1 protein-coding gene is annotated in these 258 nt (G+C 40.7%); it reads left to right on the top strand.

The window, feature by feature from the left end; all coding sequences use genetic code 11:
* Positions 1–258 (top strand): hypothetical protein (locus tag SB765_RS31265; protein WP_410932712.1); only part of this gene is annotated, 258 nt, incomplete at both ends.

Here is a 258-nt window from a genome sequence, read left to right as displayed (position 1 = left end):
AAGTGGGCTTTAGTAATACCCAAATAGCAAATTACTCCAAGCTGGGCACGGGTTTAATCACCATTGTATTTGCCTTTTTGGGCAGTATTTTTAACCACAAATATGGCATAGTAAAAGGCTTATTTATTAGTGGCGTAGCCATGGCTGCATCTAACTTAATGTTTTCTTGGATTGCCTTAGCAGGGCCACAAGAACACTTATATGCAATGGCGATTGTAGTTGATGGTTTTACCCAAGCTTGGTCTTTAGTGGCGATGG

The sequence above is a fragment of the Pseudomonas sp. SIMBA_067 genome (assembly GCF_046534675.1).
Taxonomy (GTDB): domain Bacteria; phylum Pseudomonadota; class Gammaproteobacteria; order Pseudomonadales; family Pseudomonadaceae; genus Aquipseudomonas; species Aquipseudomonas putida.
This window is presented reverse-complemented; position numbering and strand designations above follow the sequence as displayed.